Origin of the sequence: Frankia sp. BMG5.23 (genome assembly GCF_000685765.2) — a bacterium.
GTDB lineage: Bacteria > Actinomycetota > Actinomycetes > Frankiales > Frankiaceae > Frankia > Frankia casuarinae.
On record NZ_JDWE01000003.1, the window covers coordinates 1 to 26,305 of the forward strand.

At 69.5% G+C, this 26,305-nt stretch carries 27 protein-coding genes, 1 other RNA gene and 2 pseudogenes; 13 read left to right on the forward strand and 17 right to left on the reverse strand.

Annotated features, from left to right (window positions below; all coding sequences use genetic code 11):
• Positions 1–614 precede the first annotated feature (614 nt).
• The 6 genes from BMG523DRAFT_RS01900 (at position 615) to BMG523DRAFT_RS01925 (ending at position 5,766) form a co-directional block, all read left to right on the forward strand.
• Positions 615–854 carry a hypothetical protein gene (locus BMG523DRAFT_RS01900; protein WP_043590227.1) on the forward strand — a complete coding sequence of 80 codons (240 nt, stop codon included), beginning with the start codon at positions 615–617 and terminating at the stop codon, positions 852–854.
• Between the two features lie 385 nt (positions 855–1,239).
• The gene (locus BMG523DRAFT_RS25630; protein WP_023839945.1) at positions 1,240–1,413 is read left to right on the forward strand and encodes a hypothetical protein; all 174 of its coding nucleotides are present in this window, start codon (positions 1,240–1,242) and stop codon (positions 1,411–1,413) included.
• Positions 1,413–1,622, forward strand: coding sequence for a hypothetical protein (locus BMG523DRAFT_RS01905; protein WP_023839944.1), 210 nt, complete (start codon positions 1,413–1,415; stop codon positions 1,620–1,622). The genes BMG523DRAFT_RS25630 and BMG523DRAFT_RS01905 overlap by 1 nt, the downstream gene beginning before the upstream one ends.
• Positions 1,619–2,008, forward strand: coding sequence for a hypothetical protein (locus BMG523DRAFT_RS01910; RefSeq protein WP_023839943.1), 390 nt, complete (start codon positions 1,619–1,621; stop codon positions 2,006–2,008). Before BMG523DRAFT_RS01905 ends, BMG523DRAFT_RS01910 begins: the two co-directional genes overlap by 4 nt.
• A gap of 621 nt (positions 2,009–2,629) precedes the next feature.
• A complete protein-coding gene (locus BMG523DRAFT_RS01920) occupies positions 2,630–4,273 on the forward strand; it encodes an FtsK/SpoIIIE domain-containing protein (protein ID WP_023839941.1) in 1,644 nt (547 codons plus the stop codon).
• Positions 4,274–4,368: 95 nt separating this feature from the next.
• A complete protein-coding gene (locus BMG523DRAFT_RS01925) occupies positions 4,369–5,766 on the forward strand; it encodes a replication initiator (protein ID WP_023839940.1) in 1,398 nt (465 codons plus the stop codon).
• Between the two features lie 150 nt (positions 5,767–5,916).
• Here the strand turns inward: BMG523DRAFT_RS01925 and BMG523DRAFT_RS24095 are convergent, their stop codons facing one another.
• The 4 genes from BMG523DRAFT_RS24095 to BMG523DRAFT_RS01945 form a co-directional block, all read right to left on the reverse strand.
• Entirely contained in the window at positions 5,917–6,516 is a 600-nt protein-coding gene (locus BMG523DRAFT_RS24095; protein WP_023839939.1) for a hypothetical protein, read from the reverse strand.
• Positions 6,517–6,685: 169 nt separating this feature from the next.
• The gene (locus BMG523DRAFT_RS01935) at positions 6,686–6,979 is read right to left on the reverse strand and encodes a hypothetical protein (RefSeq protein WP_023839938.1); all 294 of its coding nucleotides are present in this window, start codon (positions 6,977–6,979) and stop codon (positions 6,686–6,688) included.
• The gene (locus tag BMG523DRAFT_RS01940; protein WP_023839937.1) at positions 6,969–7,217 is read right to left on the reverse strand and encodes a hypothetical protein; all 249 of its coding nucleotides are present in this window, start codon (positions 7,215–7,217) and stop codon (positions 6,969–6,971) included. The genes BMG523DRAFT_RS01935 and BMG523DRAFT_RS01940 overlap by 11 nt, the downstream gene beginning before the upstream one ends.
• Positions 7,214–7,669 carry a hypothetical protein gene (locus BMG523DRAFT_RS01945; RefSeq protein ID WP_023839936.1) on the reverse strand — a complete coding sequence of 152 codons (456 nt, stop codon included), beginning with the start codon at positions 7,667–7,669 and terminating at the stop codon, positions 7,214–7,216. Before BMG523DRAFT_RS01945 ends, BMG523DRAFT_RS01940 begins: the two co-directional genes overlap by 4 nt.
• Positions 7,670–7,754: 85 nt before the next feature.
• Between BMG523DRAFT_RS01945 and BMG523DRAFT_RS01950 the strand changes: the two genes are divergently transcribed.
• On the forward strand, positions 7,755–8,552 hold the full coding sequence (locus tag BMG523DRAFT_RS01950; RefSeq protein ID WP_023839935.1) for a GntR family transcriptional regulator: 798 nt from the start codon (positions 7,755–7,757) through the stop codon (positions 8,550–8,552).
• A 49-nt stretch (positions 8,553–8,601) separates the two neighbouring features.
• Here BMG523DRAFT_RS01950 and BMG523DRAFT_RS01955 read toward each other — a convergent pair whose 3' ends face one another.
• From BMG523DRAFT_RS01955 to BMG523DRAFT_RS01960, 3 genes are read right to left on the reverse strand one after another with little or no spacing between them, the layout of a single operon-like run.
• Positions 8,602–10,266: an AAA family ATPase gene (locus BMG523DRAFT_RS01955; protein WP_023839934.1), complete on the reverse strand. Its 1,665-nt coding sequence runs from the start codon at positions 10,264–10,266 to the stop codon at positions 8,602–8,604.
• Positions 10,263–10,418 carry a hypothetical protein gene (locus BMG523DRAFT_RS25135; protein ID WP_157493295.1) on the reverse strand — a complete coding sequence of 52 codons (156 nt, stop codon included), beginning with the start codon at positions 10,416–10,418 and terminating at the stop codon, positions 10,263–10,265. The genes BMG523DRAFT_RS01955 and BMG523DRAFT_RS25135 overlap by 4 nt, the downstream gene beginning before the upstream one ends.
• Complete coding sequence (locus BMG523DRAFT_RS01960) at positions 10,415–10,603, reverse strand: hypothetical protein (protein ID WP_023839933.1); 189 nt, start codon at positions 10,601–10,603, stop codon at positions 10,415–10,417. The genes BMG523DRAFT_RS25135 and BMG523DRAFT_RS01960 overlap by 4 nt, the downstream gene beginning before the upstream one ends.
• A gap of 253 nt (positions 10,604–10,856) precedes the next feature.
• On the opposite strand from BMG523DRAFT_RS01960, the gene BMG523DRAFT_RS01965 reads away from it, so the two are divergent.
• Positions 10,857–11,594 carry a helix-turn-helix domain-containing protein gene (locus BMG523DRAFT_RS01965; RefSeq protein WP_160323697.1) on the forward strand — a complete coding sequence of 246 codons (738 nt, stop codon included), beginning with the start codon at positions 10,857–10,859 and terminating at the stop codon, positions 11,592–11,594.
• A 119-nt stretch (positions 11,595–11,713) separates the two neighbouring features.
• Positions 11,714–11,938: pseudogene (locus BMG523DRAFT_RS26135) on the forward strand (site-specific integrase); the annotation flags it as partial.
• A 492-nt stretch (positions 11,939–12,430) separates the two neighbouring features.
• Here BMG523DRAFT_RS26135 and BMG523DRAFT_RS26140 read toward each other — a convergent pair.
• Together BMG523DRAFT_RS26140 and ssrA are read right to left on the reverse strand one after the other, a co-directional pair.
• Positions 12,431–12,931: a hypothetical protein gene (locus BMG523DRAFT_RS26140; RefSeq protein ID WP_070982750.1), complete on the reverse strand. Its 501-nt coding sequence runs from the start codon at positions 12,929–12,931 to the stop codon at positions 12,431–12,433.
• A gap of 277 nt (positions 12,932–13,208) precedes the next feature.
• Positions 13,209–13,582: a transfer-messenger RNA gene (gene ssrA / locus BMG523DRAFT_RS22495) on the reverse strand.
• 311 nt (positions 13,583–13,893) lie between these two features.
• Between ssrA and BMG523DRAFT_RS01975 the strand changes: the two genes are divergently transcribed.
• Both BMG523DRAFT_RS01975 and BMG523DRAFT_RS01980 read left to right on the forward strand, forming a co-directional pair.
• The gene (locus BMG523DRAFT_RS01975; RefSeq protein ID WP_023839931.1) at positions 13,894–14,367 is read left to right on the forward strand and encodes a VOC family protein; all 474 of its coding nucleotides are present in this window, start codon (positions 13,894–13,896) and stop codon (positions 14,365–14,367) included.
• 95 nt (positions 14,368–14,462) lie between these two features.
• Positions 14,463–15,182, forward strand: a complete 720-nt coding sequence (locus BMG523DRAFT_RS01980) for a YoaK family protein (RefSeq protein ID WP_011435257.1) — start codon at positions 14,463–14,465, stop codon at positions 15,180–15,182.
• Here the strand turns inward: BMG523DRAFT_RS01980 and BMG523DRAFT_RS01985 are convergent, their stop codons facing one another.
• The 3 genes from BMG523DRAFT_RS01985 to smpB form a co-directional block, all read right to left on the reverse strand.
• Entirely contained in the window at positions 15,183–16,091 is a 909-nt protein-coding gene (locus BMG523DRAFT_RS01985) for an NAD(P)-dependent oxidoreductase (RefSeq protein ID WP_011435256.1), read from the reverse strand.
• A gap of 66 nt (positions 16,092–16,157) precedes the next feature.
• Positions 16,158–17,591: a hypothetical protein gene (locus BMG523DRAFT_RS01990; protein WP_043590233.1), complete on the reverse strand. Its 1,434-nt coding sequence runs from the start codon at positions 17,589–17,591 to the stop codon at positions 16,158–16,160.
• A gap of 129 nt (positions 17,592–17,720) precedes the next feature.
• Positions 17,721–18,200: an SsrA-binding protein SmpB gene (gene smpB, locus BMG523DRAFT_RS01995; protein ID WP_011435254.1), complete on the reverse strand. Its 480-nt coding sequence runs from the start codon at positions 18,198–18,200 to the stop codon at positions 17,721–17,723.
• A 588-nt stretch (positions 18,201–18,788) separates the two neighbouring features.
• Between smpB and BMG523DRAFT_RS22500 the strand changes: the two are divergent.
• Positions 18,789–19,664, forward strand: a pseudogene (locus BMG523DRAFT_RS22500) (DUF222 domain-containing protein); the annotation flags it as partial.
• 468 nt (positions 19,665–20,132) lie between these two features.
• On the opposite strand, the gene ftsX reads toward BMG523DRAFT_RS22500, so the two are convergent.
• Both ftsX and ftsE read right to left on the reverse strand, forming a co-directional pair.
• On the reverse strand, positions 20,133–21,005 hold the full coding sequence (gene ftsX, locus BMG523DRAFT_RS02005) for a permease-like cell division protein FtsX (RefSeq protein ID WP_043590237.1): 873 nt from the start codon (positions 21,003–21,005) through the stop codon (positions 20,133–20,135).
• Positions 21,005–21,751: a cell division ATP-binding protein FtsE gene (gene ftsE / locus BMG523DRAFT_RS02010; protein WP_043590238.1), complete on the reverse strand. Its 747-nt coding sequence runs from the start codon at positions 21,749–21,751 to the stop codon at positions 21,005–21,007. The genes ftsX and ftsE overlap by 1 nt, the downstream gene beginning before the upstream one ends.
• Positions 21,752–22,047: 296 nt before the next feature.
• Here ftsE and BMG523DRAFT_RS02015 point away from each other — a divergent pair, with 296 nt between their 5' ends.
• Positions 22,048–22,233 (forward strand): hypothetical protein, encoded by a 186-nt coding sequence (locus BMG523DRAFT_RS02015; protein WP_023839929.1) that lies wholly within the window; start codon positions 22,048–22,050, stop codon positions 22,231–22,233.
• Here the strand turns inward: BMG523DRAFT_RS02015 and cobA are convergent.
• The 3 genes from cobA to nirB form a co-directional block, all read right to left on the reverse strand.
• A complete protein-coding gene (gene cobA, locus BMG523DRAFT_RS02020) occupies positions 22,198–23,028 on the reverse strand; it encodes a uroporphyrinogen-III C-methyltransferase (protein WP_011435249.1) in 831 nt (276 codons plus the stop codon). The genes BMG523DRAFT_RS02015 and cobA overlap by 36 nt on opposite strands.
• 106 nt (positions 23,029–23,134) lie before the next feature.
• Positions 23,135–23,479 carry a nitrite reductase small subunit NirD gene (gene nirD / locus BMG523DRAFT_RS02025; RefSeq protein WP_011435248.1) on the reverse strand — a complete coding sequence of 115 codons (345 nt, stop codon included), beginning with the start codon at positions 23,477–23,479 and terminating at the stop codon, positions 23,135–23,137.
• A 36-nt stretch (positions 23,480–23,515) separates the two neighbouring features.
• The gene (gene nirB / locus BMG523DRAFT_RS02030; protein WP_011435247.1) at positions 23,516–26,164 is read right to left on the reverse strand and encodes a nitrite reductase large subunit NirB; all 2,649 of its coding nucleotides are present in this window, start codon (positions 26,162–26,164) and stop codon (positions 23,516–23,518) included.
• Positions 26,165–26,305 lie beyond the last annotated feature (141 nt).

Below are 26,305 nucleotides of genomic sequence, written 5' to 3' on the forward strand. Positions count from 1 at the left end.
ATGTGGGAAGTGATGTCCCTGCCCCGGTACGCCGCCTTGGCCAGAGAGAACCGGCTATGAGCCCAGACGCGAGGAACGGCGATCCGCCAGGCCGGATGCCGCCCGGGTACGCAAAGACGGCATCCGCCTGTAAGCCCGTGACGGGTAGAGGTCCGCCTGCCCGTCACTGCGGGGAGGACCCCTGCCCCTGCCCCCAACCACCGGGCGGGGTCCTCCCCGCCTGAAGACGTGGCCGGCAGGCCTGCGCTTCCCTGCCGGCCACCTGACCGGCCTCGGATCCGGGTTGCGCCCCCTCGCGCCCGGTTCGGGGTCTTCTCGTATGCGGCGGGGACGGTAGTGCTCTACCGGTGGTGGGGATGCTTGGGGCTGGCTGGCAACGGCGGGGATGGTGATCTCGCCGGTGACTCGGTTGGGCTGGTTGCGGGGGTGGTGTGCTGGCGGGGGTGGTGTGTTGGCGGGGATGTGGGGTGTGGGGAAGGCATGCGGGGGTGGTGGGATGCTGGGTGTCCAGGGCATGGGGATGGCATGGGGATGGCCTGGGGGTCGGCGGTGGGCTGTGCGGCGGTGAGCCTGCGCCAGATTTCCGCTGCTAGTGCTTCTGTGACGGTGCGTTGATGGCGGCGCAGGAAGCTGCCCCCGGTGATGTCGTACGGCTCCGCAGCGTCTGCGCGCCGGTCGGTGACGCTGCGTTTCTCTTTCCCGTCGAGGTCCAGGAGGAGGCGGAGCGCGCGTGCTTCGCTCCCGCCGATGGCGGCAACGCTGGCTTTGATGATCGCGTGGGCGGCGAAAGCCCTGCGGAGAAGCGCGTCGGGTTCCTCGGGCTCAACTCGCGGCGGAGCGATCATGTCTGTTAGCTGTCGGCGTACATCAGGGGTGATCATGTAGGTGGGCAACCGGATACCGTTGCGGTAGCAGAGGGTTAGGACTGTGGTCAGTTCTGTCACGTCGGGGGGCATGGCGATCCTTTCTTGTCTCGTGTTGGCGCGTCCGCGTGGTGTCCGGGTTCCGTCCGCGTGCCGTCCGGCCACTGACTATGCACGGTGCGTGTCTGTGCTCCGTCTGCGTTCCGTCCGGGTTGGGGACATGTAGAGCGGACTGCGTCCGTGGCTGGTCTGGGTCTGGTCTGTGAAAGAGCCGCGGACAAGCCGCGTCTTGTCCTAGGACGTGGGATTCCTGGTCCGCAGGATGGGGTGTGTGAGGCGGTCGGCTTCACGGTCTTCGTTCCTGGAGGGTTTTCCCATGCCCCGTTACTATGTGCGGACCAGCTTCGGGTTCGGCTGGTGGGTAGCTTTCTTTTGGTGCCTGTACCTGAGCCTTTTTCTGTTTTCTGAGGCGTCGGCCGCGATCCCGTTCATCCTCGTCGCCGTGATCGTCATTGCCGTGATCCGGCTGGTCGGAAAGGCGATGTGGTGATGCGGCGGCGTGTCGAGCTGGCCTCCGAAGAGATATCCCGGCGTCATCAGGCGCTGTTCGTGCTGGCGCTGGTGGCGTGGTGCGCGGGGATGTGCGCGCTGTCGTTGGCGGCGACGGTGGTCGTGGAGGTGCTGCACCGTCCGGGGCCTGGTCCGGTGTCGGTGACCGTCGCGGCCGGTGATGCCGGTGATGCCGGTGATGCCTGGTGAGCGTGGAGAGTCTGCCGGATTTGGACATGCTGTGGATGGGGCTGTGCTCCACGATCCGTCACGGCGCCACGGCCGCACGGTTGGGGGCATATACCCCCGTGGTGGTGGATGTGCTGGAGCCGGGGGTGACGCCGTGGGCGGCGCGGATGCTCGCGGCTGAGGATCTGATCCGGAACGCGGCGGCGGGGCTGGATAGTCCGGAGGATCGGGCGGTGCGGCTGCTGCTCGGGCTCTCCCCCGGAACGGCGGGTTTGCGCGTCAGTACGCGGCGGGCGCGGGCGGCGGATGCGCTGCGGATCGCACCGGCGAGCCTGCGGGGTGACCGTGAACATGCGTTGATGTGGGATCTCGCGGTGCAGGTATGCAAACTGCTCCTCCAGCGTTAGCACGAGGGGCACGGGCGGGGTACAAGGCTTTCCTGTACCCCGCTTTTCCGTGTGCCGGGTGCGCTGGTTGTGCGTGCGGACTGCGTGAAAAGCGGATGGCCGGCTGGCGCACTTTTCACGCACAACCTAGAAGATTTCGGCGCACTACCCCGGGAGACCATGAGATCAGGCCGCTGACGGGCGGCACCAGAAGATACCAATGATCAGGGGTGACGCGATGCGGGTGATTCCCGTGGACGTGACGGCGTTTTCCGTGGTAACCGCAATGGGTCCGGCTGCGCCGGTGATAGACCGAGAGTCCGGCAGCCAGCGAGGGAACGCGGATGGGCTGCCGTTGTGGACCGTGCCGGTTGCAGTCGCGATGGCGGACGGCACAGCGGAAGTGATCACGGTCCGGATCGCGGGGGAGGCGCCGACGGTACAGCCGGGGACGCCGGTACGGCTGACGGGCCTGGTGGGCCGCTCCTGGCAGATGCAGGGCCGTCACGGCATCTCGTACTCAGCGGCCTCGATCACCGGGGTGTCAAGCAAGAGCTAGGGCTACCCGGTTCGGGGGTGGCGGTGCCCTGACCGTGTGCCGCCATCCCGGCCGGTCCTGCTCGTGCGCGCAAAGGAGTAGGTGTGTCGGTGCTACGGATCCGGCCCGGCCGGATGCGGAAAGATCAGTTTCGGCTGTCGTTGCGGCCGTCGGTGCCGGAACTGCTGGTCCGGTACGGCCTGCGGCATATCTGGGGATGGCGCCGTGAGGTGCTGGCGCTGCTCGTGCTGCTGATGGTGCCGCAATCGATCATCGGCCGGTTCGGTTCCTTCTGGGGACGGGGGCTGCTCCTCGGCCTGGTGCTGGTCGTGCTGGTCGTGCCGGTGCTGCGCCGGGCGGTGGTCGGCTGGCTGCTGGGTGGGCGGCTGCGGCGACGCTGGGCGGCCGCTTGCCATGCCTGCCGGGTGGAAACACCGTCTGCTGGGGGCGGTGGGCGTGTTCCCCGGATACGGCGGGCGCGGCGGGGCGCGGCGGGCTGGCATCTGCGGCTGGTCCTGTCACCAGGCCTGAGCGTGGACGATCTCCAACAGGCGGCGGGGAAGCTGACGGCCACGCTGAAGCTGCGGGAGGTGCGGATCTCTCCGGATCTGGACCGGGCGGACCGGGTCGGCCTGGTGTTGGTGCGCCGTGAGGTGCTGGGCCGGGCAGTCCGCGCGGATCTGCTGCCCGCCGGTGCGGCCGGTGAGCTGGACGCCCTACCGATCGGGGTGCGGGAGGACCGCCGGGCCTGGCTGCTGCCGCTGCGCGGGTCGCATGTGCTCATCGCCGGGGCCACCGGGGCCGGTAAAGGCTCGGTCATCTGGTCGATCATCCGGGCGCTTGCCCCGTCGATCCGCGGGGGCGTCGCGGAGGTCTGGGCGTGTGACCCGAAGGGCGGCATGGAACTCGCCTTCGGGGAACCTTTGTTCGCGCGTTTCGCCGTAACCGCGGCGACGATCGCGGATCTCCTCGAAGATGCCGTGACGGTCATGGAGCGGCGCACGGGCCGGCTACGCGGGGTGGCCCGGTCCCACACACCCACCCCGGACGATCCCCTGATCGTGATCATCATCGATGAGGTCGCGAGCCTGACGGCCTACGTATCCGATGCGGAAGTCAAGAAGCGGATCGCGGTTGCGCTGCAACTGTTGCTCTCCCAGGGCCGGGCACCGGGGGTCGTCGTCGTCGGTGCGCTGCAAGACCCCGGCAAGGATGTGTTGCCGTTCCGGGACCTGTTCCCCGTCCGGGTCGCGCTCCGGCTCACAGAACCAGTACAGATCAACATGGTGTTGGGAGAAGGTGCCCGGGATCGAGGCGCGCTTTGCGACCGCGTTCCCCGGGGCCTGCCCGGAGTCGGCTACGTCCTGGTGGACGAAGACCCGACCCCCGTCCGGGTCCGCGCCGGATGGCTCACCGACGACGACATCCGGACCATGGCCGCGCAGCACGCTCCGGTCCATCCCACCACCCCGATGGAACCGGCGGAAGGGTGGCGACCACAACTGCCCTCGATGCCCTCGATGCCGTCCATGCCCCCTTGCGACCCCCGCGCAGCCTCCCCACCCTGCACCACCCCCACCGGTCCCCGGGACGTGGACGACCCGACGATTCCGCTGCGCGCATGGCGGCGACCCCCGCCACCCCCGGCGCTGCCCCCGGCTCCCCCGCCGGTCACCGCGGACGACGGCTCACCAGCCGCTGAACAAGCATGGGCGCGCTGGGAAGAGCAGTTTCGGCGGTCCGACTGACCATCTCACGCCGATGACCGCGGCGCGTTCCCCCTCCATCTGATTCCCGCATGTGGGTGGTGTGGCTCTGCCACACCCGAAAGGAGTCACGGAAAGTGGCGGAGTCCGTACAGGTTGCGGTAGCCGGTGGCTGTGTTTCTCCGATTCGCCTGAAGGGCCACACCGATCATGTGGATGTCACGTCCGGGGAGGTGCGGCGGGCGTTCTCGGCGGCGGGTCTGCCCGGCGGGGTGGTGCATGTGCGGTGCAACAACCGGCGGGAGTCGGTCTGCCCGGCGTGTTCGGCGACGTACAAGCGGGATGCCCGGCGGATCGTGCTGTCCGGGCTGGCCGGTGGCACGAGCGTTCCCGACACGGTCAGCGGTCATCCGGCGCTGTTCGTGACGTTGACCGCGCCGAGTTTCGGGCCGGTGCACTCCCGCCGGTCCCGGGGGAAGCGGGGTGAGGCGCGGGCGTGCCGGCCTCGGCGGAGCGAATGCCCGCATGGACGGCCGGCGGGCTGCCACGCCCGGCACGGGGACGGGGATCCCACGCTCGGACAGCCGCTGTGCCCGGACTGCTTCGACTATCCGGGCGCGGTCATCTGGAACTCGCTCGCGCCGGTGCTGTGGAAGGCCACCCGGGACGCGACCGAATCCGCCGTAGCGGCGGCGGCCGGTCTGACGGTGGCCGGTCTGCGCCGTCAGGTACGGATCACCTTCGTGAAAGCCGTGGAAATGCAGGCCCGGGGCCTGGTCCACCTGCACGCCGTCGTCCGGGTCGACGGGCGCGGCGAGGACCCGGATGACCTCGTGGCCCCGCCCGGGTGGGCGACCACCCGTCTGGTTGCCGACTGTCTGCGGGCTGTCGTGGCAGAGGTATCGGTGACAGCGCCCGACCCGCACGATCCGGCCGGAACGCTGGCGGTGCGCTGGGGGGTGCAGGTCGATATTCGGCCGGTCGCGTTGGATGGACCCACCACCTCGGGGAAGATCGCTAACTATCTGGCGAAATACCTGACGAAGTCCGTCACGGCCGGGGGGCTGCTGGACCGGCCGGTGCGTAGCCTCGCCCATCTCGCCCGGCTCCCCCTGCACGCGCATGCGCGGCGGATGGTGGAAACCTGCTGGCAGCTTGGCACCGATGAAACGTTCGCGGCGGCACTCGACGAGGCGGCCGGACGGCTTCCGGGCCGGTTGCCGGGGTTGCTGCGTTGGTCCCACGCGTTTGGCTGGGGTGGACACTGGATCACGAAAAGCAGGAAGTACAGCACGACGTTCGGCGCGTTGCGCGGCGCGCGGCGGGTCTACGCACGGCTGATCGGCGGGGCGCTGTCCGGTCGGGGGCTGGTGGATGCGTTCGGCCGTCCGGACGGGGACCCGAACACGGTGGCCGTCGGGGTATGGCGGTATGCCGGGCGGGGCCTGCTCACCGATGGTGATATCGGTCCGGCCGGTGCGGGACCCCCTGTGTCACCTGCTGGGAGGTCAGCCCCTGGGCGGGGTGAGCCGTGAGCATCGACACGATGCTGCCGTTTGACGACTGGGACCCCGGCGGCGGCCGGCGCGAACCGGCCGGGCCGGTGGCCGTGCCGGAAGAGATGAGCACCGAAGGTGCCGATCCGCCTGTCACCCCGACCATCGGGCCAACCGCCGGGAAGGCCGTCACGCCGCGACCGGTGGGGGTGGGCGGGCGGGCCGCCGGACAGCCGTCCGCCACCCCGGGGCATAACGGACAGCGTTCGAATGGTTTTGTTCCGCCGTGTAAGGGGGTGCGGCGGGGGATACCGTCTCCAGACGAGTGGGGACGGGTCCAAGCGGCTCACGCGCCGCGCTGGTCGGCCCGGCAACGCGCGCACGCGGCTGCCCCGGTGTGCTCATCCGTGGCCGGACGATCGGCGTGCCGGTGTGCTCGCCACCGTGCCCGCGAGGGTCATCGACGGCCGGGTCGAGCACACGGTCAGCCCCGACAACCGCCGGGGCTGGCGCGGCCGGGATGTCGGGCTGGGCCTCGTCGTCGCCGTGTCCGCCCGTGGCCTTCATCAGCGTCACGAGCGCGAAGGCGACGACCGGCCACACCGCCATCGCCGGACGCCACGCTCCCGGATGGCCGGCGAGCCTGCCGCCGTCGCTGCGGACCAGGGCGGCGGTCAGGTTGCAGGCGGCGGAGAAGCCGAACGCGGCGATCGTGACGAGAACTGGCCAGAACAGACCGCCGCCGGTCCGGCGGCGGTGGCGGACCTCGAGGACGGCGGCGACGGCCATGGCCTCGCCGGTGCCGGTGATGACGACCGCAGCCCACAGCGGCTGGCCGGCCCACTCGGCGACGCGGCGACCGTGTGGACGCCGGCAACGGCGAACGCGCCGGCGCCGAGGAGGAACGGCAGCGCCCGGCGAGCAGTGCGCTCAAGCCAGCCCGGCCGGTGAAACGTGATCACTGGGATTCCTCCTTGCGGTCGAGCGCGGCGACCCGCAGGTCGAGGTCCGCCAGCACGGCGCGCCCTTCGCTGATCGCGGCAGCCGTCTGTCTGGACAGGTCCGGGTCGTCGGCGACGAGTCGCCGGGCAGCGGTCCGGACGAGGAAGGCGACCTCGGCGGCGACGTTCGTCCGGGCGACGGCCAGCGATGCCCGCTCGTCCGCCAGGCCGCTGGCCGGCTCGCGGGTGCTCACTTCCGCCACCCCGCTCCGTGCCTGCGCCGGCCACAGCCACGGCGGTTCATCGGGCATCGCCCGTGAGGTTGTCGGCCTCGGCGCGCAGGCGGTGCCACGAGCCGATCAGGGCTGATCGGTGTTGCCGCAGGTCGTCGAGGTCGGCGTCGGGCGGTGTGTCGCCGCCGTGGATCACCTGCTCGGTGGCGGTGATCGCGGCGTCGTAGTTGTCGGCGAGGGCGCGCAGCTGCGCGGCCAGGACTCGGCGGTCGAGGTCGGCCGGTTCCCGGTGCGGCCCGGGCAGCTTGGCGCTCATCGGGCCGTCTCGCTGGCGGTCCACTGGGCGGTCGCGCCGAGCGCCCTCAGCTGGGCGGTGGTGTGCCGCTCGGCGCTGTCGACCCGGGTCCAGATACCGGCGCCTTCATGTCGCCACGTCCAGCGGGCGCCACCGATGACGACCTCGGAGATAGTGCCCTCCGGGTCGTCGTCGCCCGGCTTGCCGTGGTCGTAGCTGCGGGTGCAGCCGCACCAGCGGCAGCCGCCCACCTCGTCGACGTCGCTGTGCTCAGCGCCCAGATGGCCGCACGGCGCGCCGTCGATGCCAAGGCAGACCACCGAGTCGACGCCTGCCAGGGCAGCCGGGGCGAACGCGACCAGCGATCCGCAGGCCCCCGCCTCACGCCACCCGTCGCCGCGGTGCTCGGCGACCAAGGCGCCACACTCGCAGCGCTCCACCACGATCGGCGGGCTGGGCGTCTTGTCCGTCACGGGCCCTCCTGCGCCGACATGTCCTGGGCTGGCGTCTCCCACGGTAGAGGGAACTGTATAGACAGTCAATACCGTCACTCTGGTAGTGACTGTCAAGACCGTCTCCCAGTACGGTCTGGCCATGGCGCCCGAGGAGCGGATCTACCGGAGGATCGAGGCGGACCTGCGCCGTCAGATCGCGGACGGCACCTTGCCGCCAGGCGCGAAGCTCCCGCCTGAGAAGGCGCTCGCCGAGCAGTGGGGGACGTCGCGGCCGACCGTGCGCCAAGCGCTCGCTCCGCTCGAAGTCGAGGGGCTCATCGACCGGCGGCCACCCTTCGGGACGTTCGTCCGGCGCCGCCCAGCCCTCGACACCCAGCACGTCATTCGAGACCGCGCTGTCTACCGTGACGAACGCGGCTACTACTTCGACCCCGCCGCGGTCGACTGGGTCGCGCTCGTCCCGCCGTCGCTGTCGCGCGGCCCGGCCCCCGCCGACATCGCGCGGATACTCCGCCTACCCGACGCGAACGCCGAAGTCGTCATCCGCGACCGGCGGATGGGGCCACCAGGGGGTGAAGTCCTCCAGATCGCCACGTCCTACATCCCCGCCGACCTGGCACACGGGACCGTCCTCGAAGCGATCAACAGCGGGCCAGGCGGGATCTTCGACCGCATGGAGCAGGACATGGGACTCCACCTGTCCTGGGAGGATCTCTACGGCGCGCGGATGCCGACCGGCGACGAAGCCGCGATCCTCGGGATTCCCGCTGGCGTACCCGTCTTTCGGATCATCTGCGTCACGCGCGATGAGTCCGGCCGCATCGTCGAGGTCAACGACCGGCGGATGTCCGCGGAATGGTTCATGGTCGCTCGCCCTCTGGCGAGGGCCGCCGAGGCGTAGGCCGTCTGGCCGGCCGGCGACCACCCGCCGGCCGAGACGGGACCGCCGGTCATGAGGCGACCGGCCCGAAAACCGACCACTCTGCGTGGTCACCATTCGATGCCGCGCAGGTGCTCCCTTCGGTGCGCGCTTCGTCGCCGCGCTCTTCGGGGATACTCCCGCCGGACCGCTGCCGGTTGCTGTCTGTGACGTCGATTCGCCACACCCAGGGGCCCGCCATGCTGGATTTCTCGGATCGGACTCCGGCCTTGCGCTTCGCGCGCTTGAGCTGATCGGTGCTGAACCCGTCGGCTCGGCCGGCCTTCTCGATGTCCCTCGGCGACGCCTCGCCACCGTGCCCGGTCAGGTAGTCGCGTAGCCAGTCGGCGGCTTCCGCGCGGTCGGCTTCGGCGTCGGGGTCGGGTGCACTGGAGGAGCTGAGCACGTCGGCGACGGTCCGGTCGGTGCGTCCGGTGAAGTGGAGCCGGCCGACGTGAGACGTGCCGCGCCCGGTTTCGACGACCGCGCTCGCGATGCCGTAGGTGAGCGAGGGGAGATCGTCCCTGCCGAGCGAGTTCTTCACCTGCGTCATGACACGACCGCCGGCAGCCGAGGCGTCCTCCGAGTCGTCCCGGGCGAAGCCGAACACGGCCCGGGGAACGTCCTTGAAGGCCCCGGAGCCGGTGATGAGCTGGGCTACATCGGTGCCGCTCGACTTGTTGAAGTGGGCGATTCCCAGGATGACGGCGCCCGTGCGGTCCGCGATCCCGGCCAGCGGGTCCAGCGCGCGGCGAACCTCCCGGGTTCGGTGGCTGTCGAGTGTGGCGTCGAGCGCCGACATCAGCGGGTCGATCACGACGAGCGCGGCACCGAGATCGGTGATCGTCTCTTCGAGTAGGTCGTTGTCGACCGGCAGGGAGAGCGCGACCTCGGCGTCGTCGTCCTGGACCACGTCGAACCGGGCGACCTTGGAGCGGTCGGCACCGGCCGCGATCAGACGCGGGACGAGGGTGTGTTTCCAGGAGTCCTCGACGGCGGCATAGAGCGCCGGCCGTGGCGTGCCGTAGAACGAGCCCGGGAGCAGGCCACGGCTGACCTGAGCGGTGATCCACAACCCGAACGAGGACTTCCCGGTGCCCTCTCGGCCCGCGGCGAGCGACAGAGCACCCGCCGGGATCCGCCCCTCGCCCTCGTCCGTCCAGGCCCACACGACCGGCTCAGGGTCGATCGTGTCTGCCCACGTCACGCGGGCGCGCCGGCCCGAACGAGCAGGGCGGCCCCGCGAGGCGAGCACCTTGACGACGTCGCCGGCGACCTGGTCGACGTCAGCGCCCTTCCCGATCCGCTCGGCGGCGAGCGCGAGCGCCTCGGCCGTCCGGCGCCGGTCGCCTGCAGCCGCCACCTTGGCGACGTAGTACGGCACCATCGCCAGGTTGGGGACCACGGCGACCATGTCCGTCAGATCGGTGCTCTGAAGACCGTGATGGGGCGTGGCCCGATCCGCTGCCGCGCGGCGTCCGACCTCCGCCCACACGGCGCTCGGGTCGGGTGGGACGTCGGCCGCCCAGAGCTCGACGATCACCCGGTAGATCACCCGGTGGGATGGCAACCGGAAGTCCGCGCCTTGGTCGAGCCGGGCGATCGCGTCGACCATCGTCGTGGGGTCGGCGTACATCAGCGCGCCGAGCACGACCCGCTCGGCGTGAACGATTTCGTCCTCGTCGGCGGTGCTCACCGGCTGGCCGTGCCGTCGGTGCCGCGCGGCCGGCGCCTGCGCCAGCGGGTGGCAGGCGCGCTGGAGACCACGTCGAGGCCGATCTCCCACAGCGCTCGGTCCTCGACCTCCCAGGTAGACCAGCCGGCCGTCGAGGGCCTGGCCGAGGTCACGCGGCGGTCGGCTCGATACCGAGCAGCTCCAGCAAGGGCCGAACGGGGACCAGCCAGCGATCGCCGTTGTGGATGACGCGGGTCGGCCAGGTACCGGCGCGGACCATGGCCCTGGCCTTGGTCAGCCCCATGTCGAGGATCGACGCCGCCGTCTCGACGTCCACGATGACCGGCAGCGCACGCAACTGCTCAGCGCTCCACTGCCCCTGCGCGCCCGGATCTCGGCCACACTCAGCCGACCCCGCTGCCCCATCTCTCCCGCCCCGGCATCCTGTGCTCCCACGCGCAGCCTCCCCGGTCAAATTGGGTCAAATTATGAGCATCTGTGAGTACAGACCCAGAACTACCCGTACGATCGCCACATGTCAACTAGGACCGGGCGCGATCGCCTACTGTGCCTGTATGCACAACCCCGACTGGTCGGAGAGGCAGGCCCGAGTGATCGGCGCTGAGATCCGGCGCCAACGGACCCGCCTTGGACTGAGCGCGCAGCAGGTGGCCGACCGCTGCTCGGAACTGGGACTCCAGATCAGCAGATCGCTGATCGCGAACACGGAAAACGAGCGACGGCCGGGCGTGACCGTCGCCGAGCTGGTCGTTCTCGCCGCGGTGCTCGGGGTCCCGCCCCTGCAACTGCTGTATCCGCTCGGCCACGTCGAGACCGTCGAGGCTATGCCCGGCCGAGTGGTCCCTACCTGGGACGCGGCGCGGTGGTTCGCTGGCGATGCGTCGCCGGATGGCCTACCGCCGTGGGCTCAGGTCAGCACGCAGGAGATCTTTCGTAGGCACGCAGCCGAGATCAACTACACCATCGCCGCGCGAGGTGAGGCTGAGCGCGTCGCTGAGAGGGTGGCGAGCGCGAGAGCCCGCATGGTGCCCGGCGGCGTGTCGGACGGTGAATATCACGCTGCGAGAATGGCTGCCAGCCGCGCACTCGAAAGCGCGACCAGCGAACGTTTCATTGCGGAGAAGACTGCTCGCCGGGCGGCTCAGTACCTGAAGCGGCTTCGGGACGCCATCCGGGCGACCGGCCTGACCCCGCCGCCGCTGCCGCCCAGCCTCGCCGATGTCGACAGCCTCGATCCAGGCATGCCTGAGAACGTGGGTGGGGGTCCAGCACCGAGCGGCTCCGACTGGCTGCGTGTACTCCTCTCCGAGCCGGAGGAAGGCGAGTGAAGCCGACGGTCAAGCATCTGTGTGGGTGCCGCGACCCCGAGACCCGGACGGCATATCCGTACGGGCAGTGCCCGAAGCTGTCACAGCGGGGCCATGGGTTCTGGGAATGGCGCGTCTACGTGCCCAAAGAACTGCAGACCCTCGTCGGCAAAAAGGAGCTGAAAGGCAGGGAGCCGTCGAAGACGGCGGCGGAGAAGGCTGCCGACGAGGCGATCGGGACGGTCCGCGCCGGGCAGCGCCACGCCGGCGGCCTCACCGTCAGGACCTACCTGGCCGAGCAGTGGCTGCCATCGAAACGAAAGCTGCGGCCGTCCACCCGGGCGCGCTACGAGCAGTTCATCCGGCTCTACCTCGTCCCGTACCTCGGCGACCTGCCGCTCGCCGGACTCCAGTCCCATCACATCGACACGATGTTCCGCCGGATCGAGGAGACCAACCCGACCCGGCGTAACCCCGTCGGGCCGGCGACGCTCGGCGACATCCGCGACATGCTGCGGGCGACGCTCGGCGACATCCGCGACATGCTGCGGGCGGCGCTGAACCACGCGCTACGCCAGCGGATGATCCCCTTCAACCCCGCCGTGACTGTCGAACTGCCCGAGCACGCGGCACCCGAGGTTGAGCCCTGGGAGGCGGAAGACGTCGGCGTCTTCCTCGACGAGGCGGCCGGCGAGCGGCTCTTCGCGCTCTACGAGCTCGCCGCACTGCATGGGCTGCGCCGCGGCGAGCTGTGCGGGCTGACCTGGCCCGACCTCGACGTGCTCACCGGGGTCCTACGGATTCGCCAGCAGATCACCCGGTCGGGCAAGGAGACGCACGTCGGGCCACCGAAGACGTCAGGCAGCAAGAACAAGGTCGATGTCGACGCGGGCACAGTCGACAGCCTGCTCGCCTGGCAGGTCGCCCAGGAGCAGGAGCGCGCCGATGTTGGCCTGGCGTGGAACAACGGCACGCTGCCGAACGAACACGGCGTCCCGACGCAGCTCCGCGACCTGATCTTCACGCGGCCAGACGGGCGCCACCTGGACCCGGAATACGTGACCCGGCACATGCACGTCATCGCGAAGCGGGCCGGCCTGCTGGGCACAGTGAAGGTCGCCGCGGCCGTCGGTGCGACCGAGGTAGCGATCGGGAACCTCTACCGGAAGGCCGCCGGCGACTGGAACGTCTACGTCGGCCGGGAGGACGCCGGCCACACGGTGCGGGTCGTGGGCGCGCACCGGGTAGGCGGCCGGTATCTCCTCACACTCGCCGAGCCGCTGTCGGTCGTCCTCGATGCGGGGACCGAGCTTGGCCGAGGGCTGCTCCCCCGCCGTCGTCTCCACGATCTGCGCCACGGAAGCGCCAGCATCCAGCTGGCCGCAGGCCTCGATATCACGATCATCTCGAAGAGGCTTCGTCACTCTTCGCCAGCGATCACGGGGAAGATCTACGCGCACATGCTTCGGTCGACGGGCCAAGCCGCGGCCGAGGCGGTCGCCGCGGCGATCCCTCGCCGTAGGCGCGTCGCCCAGCCATCGCCCAGCGAGCCTCCGGCCGGACCCCGCGTGGTGCGGCCGGCTGGCGTCGATGCTGGTCAGGGCACGAAAAAGGCCCGGCCAAAGGCCGGGCCTCTCGTGGAGGTGGCGGGAATCGAACCCGCGTCCTCCGGCCCCGACACAGGGCTTCTCCGGGCGCATCCTGCTACTTGTTTCTCAGCCTCGTCGGACACGCAGGCAAGCCGACATAGGCTCAGTCGCTGTTTGATGTCCCGACCGACCCCGCGACCAGGTCAGCCGGTGATCCTCCTAGCGACGTCAGATTCTGGGCCGGAGGCTCTCCCAGACTGACGACTACCTAGTCCCTCTTAAGCGGCGAGCGCGTAAGTGGGGGTAGTGGGCTGCGTCTTGTTGGCAGCTGTTGTTCTGAACGGATCGTTAACGAGATAACCGCTCATCCTCGGCCCGCTTCCCCTGCCTCGACGTCCGGAGTCGAAGCCGGTCACCCCCAAGTTCTGATCAGTTACGACGTTTCAGTGTACCGCAGACGCAGACGCAGACGCCGGCACCAGCCAACAGACGCTCCTGCCAACCCGACCCATCGCGCGCGTCACTGCGTCCAACGCTCGGACGCCGGCTCCATGTTCCCACGTCGGGCACCCCGCGTACCAACGGGTTTCCGATGTGGCGGCTGTGGCGGGCGTGGCGGCCGCGCGTCACAGCGGCCCGGCCCCGTGGGCATGCCGTCGCGGGCAACGTCGTTGTACGGAGTTGTTGTATGGATAACGGCTACCAGACGACCAGCGCCTCGGGAGATCACCGTGGAGATCAAGGAACTGGGACATCTCGTCCTCTACGTCCGGGACATCGAGCGTTCCAGCGCCTTCTACCGGGACGTACTCGGCTGGCGGCAGATCTTTCCCGACCCGGCGGGCGCGGACGGCAACCCACTGCGGGCCCCGGCCGCCGCGTTCTCCTCCGGACGCACCCACCACGAGCTGCTCCTCATCGAGGTCGGCGAGGACGCGGCGGCCATACCCCAGGGCCGGCGGGTGGGATTGTACCACTTCGGGCTGAAGGTTGGCGACAGCGACGACGAGCTGCGCGCGGTGCTCGCCCGTCTGCACGACGCGGATGTGACCGTCGTCGGCGCGTCGGATCACACGGTCACCCACAGCTTGTACATCCTCGACCCGGATGGCAACGAGATCGAGCTCTACATCGACGTTCCCGGGGTCGACTGGCGGAGCACTCCCGCGCTCGCCGCGGCTCCGGTCCGTCCGTTGCGGCTCTGATCAGATCAGAAGATCAGATCAGAGCCGCCGAAATCAGAGGCGCCGGGAGTTCCCGCCTTCCGCCGCACGGGCCGTCGCTCGGTGAAACTGTGCCCATGCGACCGTCCCCCGACCAGCGTCGGCGGCTGCCGACTCTGCTGGTGGCGTTGGCGATCCTCAGCGGTCTCGTCGACGCGGTCAGTTTTCTCGGACTCGGCCGGGTGTTCGTGGCCAACATGACCGGAAACGTCGTCCTGCTGGCCTTTGCGCTGGCCGGGGCCCCGGGCCTGTCCGCCGACCTGTCGGCGCTGGCCCTGGCTGGCTTCCTGGCCGGAGCCGTCATCGCCGGACGGATCGGCACGGTGACCATAATCGGCGGTCGCCGCTTCTCGTGGTTGATCATCGCGATGGCCGCGCAGACCGGGCTGATGGCCGGCGCGCTGATCGCCACGCTGGTCACCCAGGGACTCGGTACGGAACCCGAGATCCCCGAGATCCCCGGGGCCCGGCCCTATGCCGTCATCCTCCCGCTGGCCCTCGCGATGGGCCTGCAGCACGCGACGGCTCGGCGGATGGCCGTTCCGGACATCCCGACGAATGTGCTGACCAGCACGTTGACCGGGATCATCATCGACTCCCGGCTCGGCGGAGGAACGGGCCGCGGTGGGGCGCGGCGGACGCGGCGGTTCGCCGGCCCCGTCGCCATGTTCGCCGGAGCCCTGATCGGGGGCCTGTGCCTGCTCCATCTCGGCCGGATCGTCCCGCTCGTCCTGGCGACCGGTACCGTCGCCGGCTGCCTGATCGCCACCGTGACCGGCACCGTTGCGGCGCCATGATCAGGAAGCCGGAGAGACTTCGCCACCCGCGCCGCCCGGCCTGGTCGCACGGCGCCGCTGCCGGATGACGACCGTCGTGTCGAGACCGCCCTCGCCGTCCGCCTGGGCAGCTGCGAGATCCCGCTCAGCCAGCTCGATCATCGGCAGCGGGATACCACGCCGGCCCGCCTCGGCAAGGCAGATCCGCAGATCCTTGCGCATCCAGTCGACCGCAAACCCGAAATCGAACTCGTCGCGCACCATGGTCTGACCACGATTCGCCAGGTACCACGAGTTGGCGGCGCCGCCGGCCACGGCGGAAAGCACCAGATCGGTGTCCAGACCGGCGGCAATAGCAAAGTTGATGGCCTCGGCCGCCCCTTCGACGGCTCCCGCCACCAGAATCTGATTGACCATCTTGGTGAGTTGTCCGCTACCGACCGGCCCGATCCTCGTGATGGTCGCGCCGTAGGCGGCGAGCACCGGCCTGGCCCGCTCGATCGTCTCAGGATCCCCACCGCACATGATGCTCAGCCGGCCGGCCATGGCACCCGCCTCCCCGCCGGAGACCGGGGCATCGACGAAACCGACGCCGACCTCGGCGGTGCGCGCCGCGATCTCCTCCGCAAGTTCCGCGGAGGTCGTCGTGTGATCGACGATGATCGCACCAGGCCGAAGCGCCCCCAGCACCCCGTCGGCACCGAGGACGACCTCGCGGACGTCGTCATCGGCACCGACGCAGAGGCAGACGACGTCGACCTCGGTCGCCGCGGCGGCGGGCGACGGCGCGATCCGGCCGGAATGTTCCTCGGCCCAGCGTGCCGCGGTCGCGGCCGTGCGATTGAACGCGGTGGTGGAGAACCCGGCCCGAACCAGGTGACCGGCCATGGGAAATCCCATCGTGCCCAGTCCGACGAAGGCAACACGCATGAACGTCACTCCTGTTTCGCCCCCGATGGCGTCCACCGGGATCGGTCGGTCATGAGAGTCGGTCGGTCATGAGAGTCGGTCGCCACCGCCCCGACATCCGATACCCCCGACATCCGATACCGGGGTGCAGACGAAGGCCCAGGGAGCTCCACGCAGCCTCGTCATCACCACGGTGACGGCCGGTCCACCGGGAATCAGATCACGACGGCGGGGTAGCAACCGGCGACGGATCTCCTCGACGTCGCCGGCGAGACCGCGTCGCCGGACGTCCAGCGACCCGATCTCACGAGACCGCAACAGGTCCGCGATCCGGCGCACGTCGAAGGGCAGCTCGGCCTCGATGCACAGCAGGCGGGCGAAGGGGGTCGTCACTGCCTCGTCGGAGGTCAGGAAGGCGATCATCGGATCAATCTGCCAGGCTCCGAGGCGCCGCCCGAGCTCGCCGATCAGGCCCGCCCGAGTGACCGCCGGGCTCGGATCGTGGAGGAACCGGCCCGGAGCCGCTACCCGACCGGCTAGCTCGCCGACCCGACCCACCCGACCCACCCGACCCGCCCGACCTGTATCCGCCGGGACGACTGGATCCGGGGTCCCGGTGAGGCTCACCGGCGCTCCCCTGGCCCGCAGGGACGCCGAGCCGCCCGGCCCGGGCAGCACAGTGGCGCGACGCGAGGCGGTCGCGAGGGCCGGTGAAAACAGTACGGCCTCCTTGAGATCCCGTCCGTCGGCCACAAACTCGATCTCCCAGCCGGGGGGAACCAGCTCCGTCGCCAGCCCTGGCGCGGCCTTCACCGCGACGGCCGCAACCTTGTCGGCAAGCCCGAAGCACCAGGCCAGCGGCGGCTCGCTCGCCCGCGACACCAACCGACGGTCGCCGGCACGCCGGGCCGGATCGACGAACACGGCGTCGCATCCGGAGAGGTCCACCTCCCGCACGTCGGACAGGCGCGTCTCGAGGCATCCCGTCGGCACGGTCGATCCCGTGGGCGGCGCGGTCGTGGGCAGCGCCGTCGTGGGCAGCGCCGTCGTGCCCTCGACCGCGTGGACGGCGACGTTGAGCGCGGCCATCCGCAGATGAACCGGATCCCGGTCGACGAGCATGATCTCCCGGCCCCGCGCGAGGGCCAACGCGTCCCCGCCGATCCCCGTGCACAGGTCGACGAGCCGGCACAGACCGGCGAACCGCGCGGCCCGATGCTCGGCCGCCGCCTGCGAGGACGCTTGTTCCAACCCGGCTCGGGTGAAGAACATCCGATCGGCCCGAGCAAACTTGACCATCGCGCGCCGCCTCAGCTCCGCCTGAGTGAACGCGGCGGCGAGGAGCGCGGGGGACACGCCCTCGGCGCGCAGGCGGGCACCGACAGCCAGTTCCCGGGCCGCGCCTCCACCGGCACGCTCATCCTCGGCAAATGCCGCGACCGCCGCCGCCAGCACCGCCTTACCCTGGGCGCTCAGCAGGGCCTCGAACTGCGCCAGCCGGTCGCCGTCGGAGGCGGTCACGGCGACCCGGATGCTGCCGGAACCGGCGAATCCGCGGCACGACGACGAGATAACGACGACGGGAACATCGACAGAAACGTCGACAGGAACATCGGCGGCACCACGGACGGTGTCATGGACGGCTGGCTATCAGAGGTAGCGCCCCTTGGCTCGGCGGCCCATCGCCCGGCCGATCTCCCGGGCCGCGTCCCGCTCCGCGATCGCGTGCCGTTTGTCGTAGGACTTGCGGCCACGCGCCAGCGCAATTTCGATCTTCGCCCGCCCGTCCTTCCAGTAGAGCGAGAGCGGGACCAGCGTGAGCCCACCCTCCTGGGTCTTACCGACCAGCTTTTCGATCTCCGCCCGGTGCAGCAGCATCTTGCGCTTGCGGCGGGGAGCGTGGTTCGTCCAGGTCCCCTCGGTGTACTCGGGGATGTGCACGTTGTGCAGCCAGATCTCACCATCGCTGATCTGGGCGAACCCGTCGACGAGCGAGGCCCGCCCGGCCCGCAGCGCCTTCACCTCGGTGCCACGGAGCACCAGCCCAGCCTCGTAGGTGTCGAGGATGTCGTAGTCATGCCGGGCGCGCTTGTTCTGCGCGATCAGTCTGCGCCCCGTCTCCCTCGGCACTGTCCTGTCCCTCTTCCCACACCGTTCGCGAAATCTTCTCCGAACCTACGTCCTGCCTCCCGCGTCGGTGACACGCCGGCTCCACCGCGAGGACACCCATGGTATCGATCATGTGAGCGCCATCGTCGGTCGCCGGCGTGGCCCGGGTGACGTCGCCGAGCACTCCGTAGGGCGACGAGCGCCGTCAGCGCGCCCCGCGGAGGAGCCGCCGCGGCGGCGCGACCTGGGCGTTCAGCACCTTCCACCTCCTTGCTCGGCTGTCGAGCTTGCTCGGCCGTCGAGACGATGGACTTGATGACGATGGACTTGATGAACGGTGCCAGCGAGTACTATACTCGAACACAAGTTCGATGGCCAGAGTGTTCAGGCGGATCGGCGGCGATTCCTGCCGGCAGATCCAACCGCTCCCTCTACGCGCCCATGACAGGCGGCATGATGCATCCAGTGACCAGACCCGGTTCATCGCTTCGGCCCGGCTCACAGTCCAGTTCAGGCAAGTCCAGCCCGCGCGAGGAAGCAGAGGCTCTGGGCCCCCGCGACACCGGAGTCGACGACCGTGGTTCTCTTTCCCGTCATCTGGACTCATCGATGGTTTATGGTCGTCGTGTAGCTGAACTCGACGCGGACGGATGTCTCCGGGCAGATGTGGAGATCGGTCGGGAGATCGCGCGCTGGGAGGCGGCACGGCTGCTCGTGAGAGCGAGGTTCGCGCAGCTACGGCCGCCCACGGAAGAGGATGAGAGCGGGGTTGCTAGGGGATTTCACGAGTTCGCGGGAGACGAACTGGCCGCCGAGCTGAGAATGTCATCAGCGGCGGGAAACAAACAGTTGGGTTTCGCGGTCGGCGTCGTCCGCCGCATGCCGGCCGCGCTGACTGCCCTGGAACATGGTGAGCTAGATTCCCAGCGGCTGACCGTGCTGGAACGACTGACAGCCAACCTGTCGGACGACCAGGCCGCGGACGTGGCGGAGACGGTTCTGCGTCGGGGTGGGCGGCCGAGCCACGCAGCGTTCGCGGCCGCCGTTCGACGGCGTGTGGTGCTGGTAGACCCTCAGGGCGCGGAACAGCGTCGCCGCAGGGCGACGAAGGCGCGTCGGGTGACAGTGCGGGCCGAGCCGGATGGTATGGGCCGCATCTCGGCCTCGCTTCCGGCGGACCGCATGCTCGCGGCGTTTCGACGAGTGGACCTTCTGGCGAGGAGGGCGGGCGGTGCGCAGGACGGTCGCGGGCTCGAGCAGCGTCGGGCCGACGTTTTCTACGACCTGCTGATGGGGCGGGATCGTGACCGTGTAAGTATCGAGATGCAGGTGGTCGTGTCGGCTTCCTGTCTGCTGGGTATGTCGGAACAGCCGGCGGAACTTCCCGGTTATGGCCCGATACCGGCCGGACTCGTTCGCGAGATGGCCGAGAACCCCCGGTGCACATGGCGGCGGATACTGATGGATCCGCCGGAAGGACGAGTTCTGGAGGTCAGCCGGCGTCGCTTTCCCTCGGCCGCCCTGGCTCGTCATGTTCGAACTCGAAACCCTACATGTGTCTTTCCGGGATGCGAGCAGCCTTCCATTCACTGCGATCTTGATCATACCAGGCCGCATCGTCGAGGTGGCCAGACGAGCGAGCAGAACCTCGGGCCAAAATGCCGGAGGCATCACCGGCTGAAACACTCGGGTGAAAAGCGGCCTAGGCGTGACGCCAAGCAAGGAGCTACGAGAAGACCGGGGCGGCCGGGCACATCATCTCCTGATCAATCCACGCAGAAGGGATGGTCCGTGTGCCAGCCCAGGCCTGGACATTTCACCTGGACGAGCCCGGAGGGACGCCAATATGAGGTGTCACCCAAAGATTATCTCAAGGAAGTATTCATCGAGGATGATGTCCAGTTCGAATCGAATCGAATCGAAGCGAACCGGGGCCGAGCGACGGATGACGCCTCAGACCCGCAGATGACGGCGGAGCGCCACCGAAGCCATCACGGCGGCGGCGAGCACACCGACCCCCAGCACGACGGCCGCGGTCTCCCAGACCGCCGACCAACCGAACAGGGGGAACATCGTCTGCTTCGCGAACCGGCCGTCCACCAGGTAGATCTTGGCCAACGCAAGCACGCCCGTGGCGAGCAGCCCGCCAACCAGCCCCACCGCCGCGATCTCCAAGACGAACGGAGCCCGGATTGTTCCATTGGAAGCACCGACCATCTTCATGATCGCAGTCTCCCGTCGCCGGGCGTGCGCCGAGATCCGGATCATCGTGTAGATGAGGGCGAAGGACGCCAGGGCCTGCACGCCGGCGAGGGCGAAAGCGCCCGCTGTGAAGGCGTCGAGGAACCGGTACAACGGGTCAAGCAGGCCGCGCTGGTCGCGAACAGCTTCCACCCCGTCGAGGCCGGTGTAGGTGACGACGATGTCGCGGGCCCCTCGCGGATCGGTAAGCGTGAGTCGTAGCGCCGCGGGCAGGTCGTCGGGTCCGACACCGGCGAGGACGTCGGGCGATCCACGGAAGTCCCGGCGGAAACGGTCGTACACCTGCTGTTTGCTTTCGTACCGCACGTCGGCGACCAGTGGATCCGCCGCGATCTCGGCATCGAGGGCAGACCGCTCGCCCGGGGTGATGCCATCGGAGAGATCAACGACGACCTCGATCTGGTCGAGCAGGAAGTCGTCGATGGTGTGCACCTGCGCCCGCAGGAGCAGGCCCGACCCCAGCAACGCCAGGCAGATCGTGACAGTTATGATCATGGCACAGGTCATCGCCAGGTTGCGGCGCAGGCCCGTCCACAGCAGCGACGCCAGCAGACCCGGTCGCATCAGCGGACCCGGTCGGCCGGCACCCTGGGCCGGGGCCGGGGAATCATCGGCACCGCCAGATCATCCTGGTTGTAACGTCCGCGAGCCTCGTCCCGGATCAGCGCGCCGTCGCTCAGCTCGAGCACCCGGCGGCGCATCGCGTTGACGAGCGACGCGTTGTGGGTGGCCATCACGACGGTGGTGCCGGCCTGATGAACAGTGTCGAGCAGGTTCACGATCTCGATGCTGGTGTTCGGATCGAGGTTGCCGGTCGGCTCGTCGGCCAGCAGGATCCGTGGACGGCCAACGAACGCCCGGGCGATCGCGACCCGCTGCTGTTCGCCTCCGGAGAGTTCGTCGGGATACCGGTCCGCCTTCTCCGCGAGGCCGACCAGGTCGAGTGCCTCCGGCACGACGCTGCGCACGACATGCCGAGGACGGCCGACCACGTCAAGGGCGAACGCGATGTTCGCCGTTACGGTCCGATTCGGTAGCAGGCGAAAGTCCTGGAAGACACAGCCGACCAGCCGGCGCAACTGGGGCACCCTGCGGTCCGGGATCCGCGCGACGTCACGGCCAGCCACCAGCACCCGGCCGGACGTCGCTCGTTCCTCCCGCAGCAGCAATCGCAGCAATGTGGTCTTACCCGATCCGGACGGACCCACGAGGAAGACGAACTCACCGACACCGATCTCCGCGGTGACATCGACCAGCGCCGGCCGGTCGCCGTTCGGGTACCGCTTGCTCACGGAACTCAAAACAATCATTGCGCCTTCCCGCACGCCTATGACTTTCAGTAGCCGTATGGTAGGGCGTGACGAAGGTCGGGGACCGCAGGTTACGCCCGACCGGAATCTCCGGGAACAGCCCGGACGGGTCGCCGCCCGCCCGATCGACCTTTGACGGAGCGGCACGCCACCGTGCGCGGGCGTAACGTGGAAGTCGATCGTGCGCGTCGCCAGCGGTCGTGCTCCATCCGGAACGTCCGGGTGTTGTCCCCCATCCCGGGGAAGTGCGACGATCGCCCGATCATGGCATCCGTCACGGGTGGGAAGGAGGCGCCATGGGCAGCGAGGATCTCGTCTGCGCGCGCTGCGCCGGACTAGTGGTCGAAGGCCGGTGTCCCACCTGCCGCGCCTCGCGCGAGTATCTGCGCCAGAACTTCTTCCAGATGTCACCGCAGGTGATCGTCGCACTGATCGCAATCGTGATGCTACTGGCGGTCCTCGCCGCCCGTCACGTCTCCTGAGCCCGGCCACGCTGGGACCGCCCCGACGGTACCTATCACGCCTGCAAGTCGATCACGTAGCGTAACCACATCTCCGATTACGATGACCGCGGGAGAACTGATCGCGGCTTCGGCCGCGAGCTGGGCGATATCCACCAGGGGCCCGATGATAATCGTCTCATCGGCTGTCCCGCCAGCGTGGATCACCGCGGTCGGAGTCTCCGGCCGGCGGCCCCGCTTCACCAGCTCGTGACTGATCTCAAAGAGTGCCCCGACGCCCATCAGCACGACGACCGTGCCCGGACCGGTAGCGAGCGCGTCCCAGTCGGCAGTGGAACCGGGATGCGAAGGATCGATGTGGCCGCTGACGACGGCCACGTCCTGGGTGATGCCCCGGTGGGTCACCGGGATCCCGGCGAGCGCGGGGACCGCGACGGCGCTCGTCACCCCGGGGACGATCTCGCAGGGCAGGCCGGCCGCGGCGCAGGCCAGAGCCTCCTCGCCGCCACGACCGAAGACGAACGGATCGCCGCCCTTGAGCCGGACGACACCGAACCCGCGCAGTCCCCGATCGACGACCACCGCGTTGATCTCGTCCTGGGTCAGGTTGTGACCGTGCGGCGCCTTGCCCGCATCGATGATCTCGGTACCGGGTCGCACCTCGTCCAGCAGTTCACGGGGAGCCAGCCGGTCGACCACCACGACATCCGCAGCTTGGAGCAGCCGTAGACCGCGTACGGTGATCAGATCCGCCCGCCCGGGACCGCCACCGACAAGGGCCACCCATCCGCCCGGGGCTGTCTGCGCACCGGTCATCTTCGTCCCCTCCCGCGTCGGCTTTCTCCCAGTGTGCGGCCTGACCAGCCCGTTCGGGGCCGATCACCGTAGCCGACCGTTTCGGCTGATCGCCCGACTGATCGCCTCAGCTGACCGGCCGGGCCGCCGCGACGGGGCCGACCAGCACCCGACCGTCCTGCACCTGCACCGGGTAGACGGGGATGCGCACCCCCTCGGCATCGAGGCACTCCCCCGTCGCCAGGTCGAACGCCTGCTTGTGCAACGGCGAGAAGACCACGGCCCGGTCTCCGCGGGAGCCGACGAGACCCCGGGAGAGCACGTTGGCCAGGCCGATCGGGTCGGCGTTGCCGACGGCGAGCACGGGACCGTCGCTCAGCCGGAAGATGGCCACTTGGGCGCCGTTGACGAGCGCGGCCACGCCGCGATCGGGAGTCAGATCGTCCAGGGCACAGATGTCGGTCCAGATCATGGCGGCCTCCAAATCGTCCGTGATGCGCCTACTTGCCTATCCAGAGGCTTTTGTGTCCGTTTCGTCCCTCTGGATAGGCAAGGAGCCTGGATAGGCAAGGAAACGGTCAGCCACCACGGGTAGCGTGGCACCGGCGATGAGGGCCGCCCGCTCGGCCGGGCGGGCCGGCCGGGGCTGGCCGCGTTCGAGGACGTGGATGACGTCGGGGTCGGCCCCCTCGGGGGCGTTGACGAACGAGGCGAACCGGCGCAGTGCGACCGGATCGGCCAGCGTCGTCTTCCACTCGTCCTGATAGGTCGCGACGTGGTAAGCCATGGCCGTGTCAAGCTCAGCGCAGATGCCCAGCGAGTCGTCGACGATGACCTCGCGGACATGCCCAAGGCCGCCGTCGAGGCTCTCCACCCACGGCGCGGTGCGCTGGAGGCGATCGGCGGTGCGCACATAGAACATCAGAAAACGGTCGATGTAGCGGACGAGCGTCTCGGTGTCGAGGTCGGAGGCGAACAGCTCCGCGTGCCGGGGCCGATGACCGCCGTTGCCGCCCAGGTACAGGTTCCAGCCCTGCTCGGTGGCGATCACCCCGACGTCCTTGGACCGCGCCTCCGCGCATTCCCGGGCACAGCCGGAGACCGCCATTTTGATCTTGTGAGGGGATCGCAGGCCGCGGTAGCGTAGCTCCAGGTCGACGGCCAACGTGGTGGAGTCCTGTACGCCGTAGCGGCACCAGGTCTCCCCGACGCAGGACTTCACCGTCCGCAACGCCTTGCCGTAGGCGTGTCCGGACTCGAGTCCGGCGTCGGTCAGCCGCTTCCAGATCTTCGGCAGCTGCTCGGCCCGGGCGCCGAAGAGGTCGATGCGCTGCCCGCCGGTGATCTTCGTATAGAGGTTGAAGTCCCGGGCCACCTCGCCAATCAGGATGAGCGTCTCGGGCGTGACCTCGCCGCCGGGCAGCCGGGGGACGACCGAGTACGTGCCGTCCTTCTGCATGTTCGCGAGCAGGTGGTCGTTGGTGTCCTGCAAGGCGGCCTGCTCGCCGACTAGGACGTACCCGTTGTAGAGGGAGGCAAGAATCGAGGCCACCACCGGCCGGCAGACCTCGCAGCCCCGGCCCCGACCGTGCTCGGCGATCAGCTGCGAGAACGTCGTGATCCCCCGCACCCGGACGATCTCGAACAGTTCGGCCCGGCTGACGTCGAAGTGCTCGCACAGCGCCTTCGACACTTCGAGGCCCGCGGCGGCGAGCTGCTGGCCGAGGATCGTCCTGAGCATCGGCACGCAGCTGCCACAGCTCGTGCCCGCGTTGGTGCACCCCTTGATCCCAGCGACGTCGGTAAGGCCATTCGCGCTGATCGCGGCGCAGATCTGACCGTGGGTGACGTTGTTGCACGAGCAGATCTGCGCCCCGGCGGAGAGCGCCACCCCGGCCCCGGAGCCGCCGGCCCCGGCGACGTCGCCGGCCGGCAGGATGAGCCGCGCGGGATCGTCCGGCACGACCCCGGCGGAGCCGACCATGGCCCGCAGCGTTCCGTACTCCCCCGCGTCGCCGACAAGGATGCCACCGAGGACGCTACGCGCGTCGTCGGAGAGCACCAGCTTCTTGTAGACCTTGGCCACCGGGTCGGCGAACGTGATAGGCAGCGCACCGGGAGTCGTCCCGAAGGCGTCCCCGAAGCTCGCGACATCGACGCCGAGCAACTTGAGCTTGGTCGACATGTCGGCGCCGGTGAAGGTCGCGTCGCCGCCAAGCAGACGGTCCGCGACGACCTCGGCCATCGCGTATCCGGGCGCGACCAGCCCGTACACCCGTCCGGCCGCCAGGGCGCACTCGCCGACGGCATAGATGTGCTCGTCGCTGGTGCGGCAGCCCTCGTCGACGACGATGCCACCGCGATCCCCGACGTCGAGTCCGCACTCGCGGGCCAGAGCGTCCCGCGGGCGGATCCCCGCCGAGAACACGACGACGTCGGTGTCGAGGCCGGCCAGCCCCTCGGGGTGACGGGCGAAGACCATTCGGGCGACCCGCCCGTCGGCATCGGCCTCGATCCGCTCGGTGGCCGTGTCGGTGTGGACGCCGATCCCGAGCCCGGTGATGTGGGCTCGCAGTGTCTGCCCGCCGGCCTCGTCGACCTGGGCCGGCATCAGCCGGGGCGCGAACTCGACGACGTGGGTGGCCAACCCCAGGCTACGCAGCGCGTTCGCCGCCTCCAGGCCGAGCAGGCCGCCACCGACGACCACACCGGTCCCGGTCCGGCTGCCGCGCGCCGAGGCGGAGATCGCATCCAGGTCCTCGATCGTGCGGTAGACGTGGCAGCCGGTGGCCTCCCGGCCGGGTACCGGTGGGACGAACGGGTAGGAACCGGTCGCAAGCACCAGCGCGTCGTACCGGTAGGTGCGGCCGGCACCGGTGGTCACCGTCCGGGCGGCCCGATCGACGGCGACGACCGGTTCACCGAGACGCACTCGCAGCCGGGGGTGCTCAAGGAATCCGTCCTCGACGAGGCTGAGGTCCTCCGCGGTGGCCCCGGTGAAGTACGCCGAGAGGCCCACCCGGTCATAGGCGGGCCGAGGTTCCTCCGCGAGGACCGTGACATCCCATCGCCCCTCGACGTCGCGGTCCCGCAGCGCCGCCAACAACCGATGCCCCACCATGCCGTGGCCGACGACCACCAGTGATCGAGAAGACATCCGCGCACCACCCGCACGTCCGAACCGATGGGTGCCGGTCCGAACGGGCACCCGCTACGGCCAGAACCGTACGAACCCAGGATGTCAACGCTGACTCGAAGTCAGGTCGGTCCGGCTACAAGGCATGCACTCCACGACACG

Coding starts and splice junctions, on each gene's coding strand:
- BMG523DRAFT_RS24095 (WP_023839939.1), bottom strand. CDS start 6,516: ATGGCCGTCGCCGCCGTCCTCGAGGTCCGCCACCGCCGCCGGACCGGC.
- BMG523DRAFT_RS01980 (WP_011435257.1), top strand. CDS start 14,463: ATGCGACCGTCCCCCGACCAGCGTCGGCGGCTGCCGACTCTGCTGGTG.
- BMG523DRAFT_RS01905 (WP_023839944.1), top strand. CDS start 1,413: ATGCGGCGGCGTGTCGAGCTGGCCTCCGAAGAGATATCCCGGCGTCAT.
- BMG523DRAFT_RS02015 (WP_023839929.1), top strand. CDS start 22,048: ATGGGCAGCGAGGATCTCGTCTGCGCGCGCTGCGCCGGACTAGTGGTC.
- nirB (WP_011435247.1), bottom strand. CDS start 26,164: ATGTCTTCTCGATCACTGGTGGTCGTCGGCCACGGCATGGTGGGGCAT.
- nirD (WP_011435248.1), bottom strand. CDS start 23,479: ATGATCTGGACCGACATCTGTGCCCTGGACGATCTGACTCCCGATCGC.
- BMG523DRAFT_RS01900 (WP_043590227.1), top strand. CDS start 615: ATGGCGGCGCAGGAAGCTGCCCCCGGTGATGTCGTACGGCTCCGCAGC.
- BMG523DRAFT_RS01985 (WP_011435256.1), bottom strand. CDS start 16,091: ATGCGTGTTGCCTTCGTCGGACTGGGCACGATGGGATTTCCCATGGCC.
- BMG523DRAFT_RS25630 (WP_023839945.1), top strand. CDS start 1,240: ATGCCCCGTTACTATGTGCGGACCAGCTTCGGGTTCGGCTGGTGGGTA.
- cobA (WP_011435249.1), bottom strand. CDS start 23,028: ATGACCGGTGCGCAGACAGCCCCGGGCGGATGGGTGGCCCTTGTCGGT.
- ftsE (WP_043590238.1), bottom strand. CDS start 21,751: ATGATTGTTTTGAGTTCCGTGAGCAAGCGGTACCCGAACGGCGACCGG.
- BMG523DRAFT_RS01940 (WP_023839937.1), bottom strand. CDS start 7,217: ATGAGCGCCAAGCTGCCCGGGCCGCACCGGGAACCGGCCGACCTCGAC.
- ftsX (WP_043590237.1), bottom strand. CDS start 21,005: ATGCGACCGGGTCTGCTGGCGTCGCTGCTGTGGACGGGCCTGCGCCGC.
- BMG523DRAFT_RS01935 (WP_023839938.1), bottom strand. CDS start 6,979: ATGCCCGATGAACCGCCGTGGCTGTGGCCGGCGCAGGCACGGAGCGGG.